The organism is Commensalibacter sp. Nvir (assembly GCF_963921845.1).
Taxonomy (GTDB): domain Bacteria; phylum Pseudomonadota; class Alphaproteobacteria; order Acetobacterales; family Acetobacteraceae; genus Commensalibacter.
Window position 1 is genome coordinate 20772 of record NZ_CAWUGZ010000066.1, and the last position, 8668, is coordinate 29439.

Consider the following 8668-nt stretch of genomic DNA (forward strand, 5'->3'; position numbering starts at 1 on the left):
ATATAATTATAAAAAGGCAACAGGCGATGGGGCATAATACACGATGAACGCGGTAAGCAAATCGTTCACGGGACGCAAGCGTATTCGCAAAAATTTTGGACGGATTTCTGAAATCGCTCCGATGCCAAATTTGATTGATGTGCAGCGGGCAAGTTACGAGGCTTTTTTACAACGTGATATAAAGCCAGAAAACCGTACATTGTCAGGTTTGGAAGAAGTATTTCGTTCTATTTTTCCAATTAATGATTTTGCAGGCAATGGTCGTCTCGAATTTGTAAATTACGAATTTGAAGAACCGAAATATGATGTTGAAGAATGTCTACAACGTGGATTGACTTACTCGGCGCCATTGAAAGTGGTTCTTCGTTTAATTGTATGGGATATTGACGAGGATACGGGTGCGCGTTCAATTCGTGATATTAAAGAGCAACCCGTTTATATGGGTGATTTACCCTTGATGACTGATAATGGTACGTTTATCGTCAATGGTACAGAGCGTGTCATTGTATCGCAAATGCACCGTAGTCCCGGCGTATTTTTTGATCATGATGGTGGGAAAACCCATTCCTCAGGTAAATTTCTTTTTACTGCAAGGATTATTCCTTACAGAGGATCATGGTTAGATTTTGAATTTGATAGTAAGGATTTAATTTACGTTCGGATTGATCGTAAACGTAAATTTCCTGTTACTACGTTGCTTTATGCTCTTGAAGGCAACAATTCAGTTGCTATGCGAGAAGCAAAATTAAAAGAAGGCGGGGATGTAGACTCTATTTCTGTACGGGGAATGGACGATGATGAAATTCTTTCTTACTTTTACGAAACCGTAACCTTTAACAAAGTAGAAGGTGGGTGGTCACGTATTTTTGAGCCAGAAGCATTTCGTAATATTAAATTACTCTCTCCGCTGGTTGATGCGGACACCGGCGAAATTATTGCGGGAACTGATACTAAGTTGACGGCAAGAGTTGTTCGCAAACTAGCTGAAACAACGAAGCATGTATTGGTTAAAAAAGAAGATTTAATTGGACGTTATTTTGCACATGATTTAGTCAACGACGAAACGGGTGAGATCTATGCAGAGGCTGGCGAAGAGTTGACAGAGTCCACATTGGAGACGCTGGAATCTCTTGGTCTAAATGAAATTCCTACATTGGCTATTGATAATATGGTAGGGCCTTGGATTAGAAACACGTTGGTCGTTGATAAAAATACGTCAAGAGACGATGCGCTTGTAGATATTTATCGTGTAATGAGACCAGGGGAACCCCCAACGGCCGAGACAGCCGAAGCATTGTTACGTGGCCTTTTCTTTGATTACGATCGTTATGATCTTTCCGCGGTAGGTCGTGTTAAAATGAATATGCGTCTTGGTGTGGAAGCTGAAGATTCTATTCGTGTTTTGCGTAAAATTGATATTTTGCGTACGATTAAAATTATGTGTGAGTTGAAAGACGGACACGGCAGTGTAGATGATATTGACAATTTGGGGAATAGGCGTGTTCGATCCGTCGGAGAGCTTATGGAAAATCAATACCGTCTAGGATTGTTAAGAATGGAGCGAGCCATTCGGGAACGCATGGGTTCGGTTGATATCGATACCGTTATGCCGCACGATTTGATTAATGCTAAACCGGCAGTCGCAGCGGTTAGAGAATTTTTTGGTTCTTCTCAACTTTCACAATTTATGGATCAAACCAATCCATTATCTGAAGTAACTCATAAACGGCGTCTTTCTGCCTTGGGTCCAGGCGGTTTAACGCGTGAACGAGCCGGGTTTGAAGTTCGAGACGTGCATCCAACGCATTATGGTCGTATTTGTCCGATTGAAACCCCAGAAGGGCCAAATATTGGATTGATTAATTCCTTAGCAACGTATGCTAAGGTTAATAAATATGGCTTTATTGAAACCCCTTATCGTTTGGTTGAAGATGGAAGGTTACAAGACGGTTGGAAGTATCTCTCTGCGATGGAGGAAGATAAGTTAATCGTAGCTCAAGCGGACGCGCATCAAGACGCTGATGGCAATTTAACCGATGATTTGGTTTCTGTTCGCAATAGCGGTGATTTCCAATTGGTTAAGCCTGAAGATGTTACGGCATGCGACGTGTCACCCAAACAGTTGGTTTCCGTGGCTGCAGCACTTATTCCTTTTCTTGAAAACGATGATGCTAATCGTGCGCTTATGGGATCAAACATGCAGCGTCAAGCGGTGCCTTTGATACGCTCAGACGCGCCATTAGTTGGCACGGGTATGGAAGCAGCCGTTGCAAGAGATTCCGGTGCAACGATTATTGCGAAAAGGGGAGGTGTTATTGATCAAATTGATGGCGCCCGCATTGTTGTCAGAGCAACGGATGAGAGCGGTGCTACTCAAGGTGTAGATATCTACCGTTTACGCAAATATACACGTTCTAACCAATCAACGTGCATCAATCAAAGACCTCTTGTCTACGTCGGAGATCATATTCAAGCTGGCGATATTATTGCCGATGGTCCTTCAACCGAGCTTGGTGAGTTGGCTTTGGGTCGTAATGTCCTTGTCGCCTTTATGCCCTGGAATGGTTATAATTTTGAAGATTCAATCTTGATTTCGGAGCGTATTGCGCGTGATGACGTCTTTACTTCAATTCACATTGAGGAATTTGAAGTCATGGCAAGGGATACAAAGTTGGGTCAAGAAGAAATTACGAGAGATATTCCCAATGTGGGGGAAGAAGCGTTACGTAATCTTGATGAGGCTGGAATTGTTTATATTGGTGCAGAAGTAAATCCTGGCGATATTTTAGTTGGTAAAATTACGCCAAAAGGCGAAAGCCCAATGACGCCTGAAGAAAAATTGTTAAGATCAATTTTTGGTGAAAAGGCGTCCGATGTTCGCGACACTTCTTTAAAATTACCACCTGGAACAAGTGGAACAATCGTAGATGTAAGGGTTTTTTCACGTCGTGGTATTGATAAAGATGAACGAGCAATGGCCATTGAGCGCTCGGAAATTGAACGTTTAACTAAAGATCGCGATGATGAGTTGTCAATACAAGAACGTTCTTTCTATAATCGTTTAAAAGAGAACTTATTGAACCAAGAAGCAGGGGCAGGATTTAAGGGAATCAAATCGGGTACTATTCTTACAGAAGAAGTGTTGTCTGGATTCCCTAAAGGAGTATGGCGTAACCTGGTTGCTGCTGATGATACGGTTATGGCGAATATAGAAGCTGTAAAGCGTGATTTTGATCGCGAAGTGTCGAATATACAAGCACGTTTTAATAACAAAGTTGAAAAATTACAACGTGGTGACGAGCTTCCACCAGGTGTGATGAAGATGGTCAAAGTCTTCATTGCAGTGAAGCGAAAACTTCAACCTGGTGATAAAATGGCGGGCCGTCATGGAAATAAAGGCGTGGTATCGCGCGTAGTTCCTGTAGAGGATATGCCTTTCTTAGAAGATGGTACGCCTGTGGATTTGGTTTTGAATCCTTTAGGTGTGCCTTCACGTATGAACGTTGGACAAATCCTTGAAACCCATTTAGGGTGGGCCTGTGCCAATGTAGGCAAACAAGTCAGCCAGATCGTGGATCAATATATGCATCAGGGCGAAAAGAAACAAAAGCTTCTTGATCGTTTAAGGCATATTTATGGTGATAAGGTTTTCGAAGAAAAAATTCAAACGTTGTCGGATGATGAATTGTTAGAATTCTGCAAAGACATTCGTAAGGGCATTTCGATTATGACGCCTGTTTTTGATGGTGCAAGCATTCCCAATATTGAAGAAATGTTGAAAGATGCTGGATTAAATCCGTCGGGTCAAAGTCGTTTAGTGGATGGCCGTACCGGAGAATTTTTTGAAAGACCAGTAACTGTCGGATATATTTATATGTTGAAATTGCATCATTTGGTTGATGACAAGATTCACGCGCGTTCTATCGGACCTTACTCGCTTGTTACTCAACAACCTTTAGGAGGTAAAGCTCAGTTTGGTGGTCAGCGTTTTGGAGAAATGGAAGTTTGGGCTCTAGAAGCTTACGGTGCTGCGTATACATTACAAGAGATGTTAACCGTTAAATCGGATGACGTATCGGGTAGAACAAAAGTGTATGAGGCAATTGTCAAAGATCAAGATGACTTCGAAGCCGGTATTCCAGAAAGCTTTAACGTGTTGATCAAAGAATTGAAATCTCTTGGCTTAAATGTTGAGCTTGAGCAAAACGTTGAATAAACGGTGCATATAGGCTTGTAATTGTTATTTTTGAGGTGTTGTTCAGCAATGAATGCACCTTTGTCCCTTAGAGGGTTTATGGCGAATGAATGAACTTATGAAAATTCTTGGTCAATCTGGCCAAGCAATGACGTTTGATCAAATTAAAATTCAACTTGCTTCATCTGAGCAGATTAGGTCGTGGTCTTTTGGTGAAGTTAAAAAACCAGAGACGATTAACTATCGGACGTTCAAACCAGAACGTGACGGCTTATTCTGTGCAAGAATTTTTGGTCCAATCAAGGACTATGAATGCCTATGTGGTAAATATAAACGTATGAAATTTCGCGGTATCGTCTGCGAAAAATGTGGTGTTGAAGTTACACTTGCCAAAGTGCGTCGTGAGCGCATGGGACATATCGAACTTGCTAGTCCTGTAGCGCACATTTGGTTTTTAAAATCATTGCCAAGTCGTATTGGATTAATGGTTGACATGACTCTGAAAGATTTGGAGCGTGTTTTATATTTTGAAAATTACGTGGTTTTGGAACCTGGCACGTCACCTCTTAAGCAATATAGCCTGCTTTCTGAAGAACAGTATCTTGACGCGATGGAAGAGTATGGTCACGAAGGTATTGAAATTGGCATTGGTGCCGAAGCGATTAAAAAAATACTGGTCCGTATTGATTGTGCCTCTGAAAAAGTTGAATTGCGCGCAGAACTAAAAGAAACTACATCGGAAGTAAAACGGAAAAAATTAGTTAAACGCCTAAAATTAGTGGAAGCCTTTGCAGAGAGTGGGTGTCGTCCAGAATGGATGATTATGGACGTTATTCCAGTTATCCCACCTGAGCTTAGACCTTTGGTACCTCTTGATGGGGGACGTTTTGCAACCTCGGATTTGAATGATCTTTATCGGCGTGTTATCAACCGTAATAATCGTTTAAAACGACTGATAGAATTGCGTGCGCCAGACATCATTATACGTAACGAAAAACGTATGTTGCAAGAATCGGTCGATGCTTTGTTTGACAATGGACGTAGAGGCAGAGCAATTACTGGAGCTAATAAAAGGCCGCTCAAATCTCTCGCTGATATGTTAAAGGGTAAACAAGGACGTTTCCGTCAGAATTTGCTTGGAAAACGAGTTGATTATTCAGGACGTTCGGTAATTGTGGTGGGTCCAGAACTACGGTTGCATCAATGTGGATTGCCCAAAAAGATGGCGCTGGAGTTGTTTAAACCGTTTATATACTCAAAGCTTGAGAAATATGGTCACGCCACAACCATTAAAGCAGCCAAAAGAATGGTTGAAAAAGAGCGTCCAGAAGTTTGGGATATTATCGAGGAAGTCATACGCGAACATCCCGTTATGCTGAACCGTGCTCCGACGCTTCACCGTTTAGGTATACAAGCGTTTGAACCTGTTCTTGTTGAAGGCAAAGCCATACAGCTGCATCCTTTGGTTTGTACGGCTTTTAATGCGGATTTTGATGGGGATCAAATGGCAGTCCACGTTCCATTGAGCTTAGAAGCTCAATTGGAGGCGAGAGTCTTGATGATGTCCACAAATAATATTTTAAGTCCTGCAAGCGGGAAACCTATCATTGTTCCTTCGCAAGATATTGTGTTAGGATTGTATTATCTTAGCTTAGAAGTACCGGAATACAAGCTTACACCCGATACAGCGAGTTATGATGAACAAGGTCGTTTGATAAAAGCAGGTCCGCCGATGTTTGTTAATATTGGTGAAATTGAACATGCTTTATCCGTTAAAGCAATACAGTTGCACGACAAAATTTGTACACGATATGAAACAAACGACGGTGAAGGGAATACTATATACCAACGCGTTATTACAACGCCCGGTCGTATGATTGTTTCGCAGATCTTGCCTAAACATCCACTTATTAGCTTTGATTTAATAAACCGAGAGCTGACTAAAAAAATAATTTCGGATATTATTGATATTGTCTATCGTCATTGTGGCCAAAAAGAATGTGTAATATTTGCTGACCGTATGATGGGTATTGGATTCTCCTACGCTGCTCGAGCGGGTATATCTTTTGGTAAAGATGATATGATTATTCCGCACAGTAAGAAAGAATTGGTTGAAAAGACAACCGCTGAGGTTAAAGAATTCGAGCAGCAATATCAAGATGGATTAATTACGGCTGGGGAACGCTATAACAAAGTGGTGGACGCTTGGTCTCGCTGCACAGATGAAGTCCAGGCGGCAATGATGAAAGAAATTTCGAATGTTGAGCCGGGCAAGCAAATTAATTCTGTATGGATGATGAGTCATTCAGGGGCGCGTGGGTCGCCAGCTCAGATGAAACAGTTGGCTGGTATGCGTGGATTAATGGCTAAACCTTCTGGCGAAATTATTGAACAGCCTATTATTGCTAATTTTAAAGAAGGTTTGTCCGTTCTTGATTACTTTACGTCCACTCACGGAGCCCGTAAAGGTTTAGCAGATACGGCTTTGAAAACAGCCAATTCGGGATATCTTACCCGGCGTTTAGTGGATGTGGCTCAAGATTGTATTATTGTTGATCAAGATTGTGGGACAGAACGCGGATTAATTGTACGCGCTGTTATGGATGGAGGGGAAGTTATCTCCTCTTTATCAGAACGTATATTAGGACGCACTCTTGCCGCTGACGTTATGCATCCTGCAACTAATGAAATATTGTTTGAAAGAAACACGCTTGTCGAAGAAGGTGAAGCGGAAACAATAGAAAAAGCTGGGGTGGAGAGCGTAATGATACGCTCTGTGTTGACATGCGACAGTCAAGTGGGCGTTTGTGCACGTTGCTACGGACGCGATTTATCCAGAGGGACACCGGTTAATATTGGTGAAGCAGTTGGGGTTATTGCAGCTCAATCTATTGGTGAACCGGGCACACAGCTTACTATGCGTACCTTCCATATTGGGGGGGCTGCTCAAAAGGGTGCAGAGCAATCAATGGTTGAAGCTTCGCGAGATGGTCATATCAAGATTTTAAATCTTAATGTGGTGCAAAACAGTCAAGGGGTTAATATCGTAATGTCGCGTAATTGCGAAATTGTGCTTCTTGATGAAAATAAAGTTGAGCGAGCGCATTATCGCGTACCATATGGGGCTCGTTTGCTTGTTAAAGAAAAAGCCAAAGTAACTAGAAACCAAAAAATGGCGGAATGGGATCCTTATACGCTACCGATCATTACGGAAAAATCTGGTACCATTGAGTATCAAGATTTAATAGAAGGGATAACCCTTGTTGAGCGGATAGATGAAGTTACGGGTTTGTCTTCCAAAGTTGTGGTGGATTATAAACAAACCAGCAAATCAAAAGATTTAAGGCCCAGATTACAACTTAAGGACTCCAATGGCGAAGTTATGAAGTTGGCTAATGGGAATGAGGCTCGTTATTTTCTTTCCCCTGATTCTTTATTGTCCATAGAAAACGGTCAACAAGTTAACGCAGGGGATGTGCTGGCGCGTATACCAAGAGAAGGCTCAAAAACACGTGATATTACAGGGGGTCTACCCCGTGTGGCTGAACTGTTTGAAGCCCGTAGACCAAAAGACCATGCTATCATTGCTGAAAACGACGGTATGGTAGAATTTGGCAAGGATTATAAAGCAAAGCGTCGTATTGTCGTTCGTAACGAGGAGACAGAAGAGGAAACGGAATACCTCGTTCCAAAGGGAAAACATATTTCTGTACAGGAAGGTGATTTCGTACGGAGAGGGGATCCTTTGGTTGATGGACCACGCGTTCCGCATGATATATTAAAAGTGTTAGGCGTGGAGGCGTTGTCCGATTATTTGATCAATGAAATTCAAAGTGTGTATCGTTTACAAGGTGTAAAAATTAATGATAAACACATTGAAGTTATCGTTCGTCAAATGTTACAAAAGGTTGAAGTTACGGATCCAGGTGACACGACGTATTTGGTGGGTGAAACCGTTGATCGTTTAGAGTTTGAAGCAGAAAATACGAAACGCTTAAATGCTAACGAAAAACCAGCTAAGGCTGCACCAGTGTTGCAGGGAATTACTAAGGCTGCTTTGCAGACGAAATCGTTCATATCAGCGGCATCCTTCCAAGAAACTACGCGCGTATTAACAGAAGCAGCTTCTGCTGGAAAAGTTGATACGTTAATGGGTTTGAAAGAAAATGTTATTGTTGGTCGATTGGTTCCTGCGGGTACCGGTAGTGTGATGAATCGATATCGGGCTATTGCCTATGCTAGGGACAAACAACGGTGGATTGATAATCAAACCGTTATTTCGAGTTCCGAGGGTATAGAAGCATCTGTTTCCGCAGAAAATCCTAAAACTTAACGCGTGACATATTCAATAGAGTACGGTATAAAAAGCCGATTCTATTGAATACAAGTTCGTTGGATAATTAATAAATTTTTATCTAATGTAAGAAAAATTGGCTTGTTTTCGTCTTTTGGCGGAATTGAGGGGCTTTAATA

2 protein-coding genes are annotated in these 8668 nt (G+C 41.8%); both read left to right on the forward strand.

All coding sequences use genetic code 11. The features are described from left to right. Positions 1-43: 43 nt before the first annotated feature. Positions 44-4216, forward strand: a complete 4173-nt coding sequence (gene rpoB / locus AABE15_RS04745; RefSeq protein WP_338330136.1) for a DNA-directed RNA polymerase subunit beta — start codon at positions 44-46, stop codon at positions 4214-4216. Between the two features lie 85 nt (positions 4217-4301). Next, the gene (rpoC, locus tag AABE15_RS04750) at positions 4302-8528 is read left to right on the forward strand and encodes a DNA-directed RNA polymerase subunit beta' (protein WP_338330137.1); all 4227 of its coding nucleotides are present in this window, start codon (positions 4302-4304) and stop codon (positions 8526-8528) included. Positions 8529-8668 lie beyond the last annotated feature (140 nt).

Bases quoted from the DNA above. Each gene is read 5' to 3' on its own strand.
- rpoB (WP_338330136.1), top strand. From the start codon at position 44: ATGAACGCGGTAAGCAAATCGTTCACGGGACGCAAGCGTATTCGCAAA.
- rpoC (WP_338330137.1), top strand. From the start codon at position 4,302: ATGAATGAACTTATGAAAATTCTTGGTCAATCTGGCCAAGCAATGACG.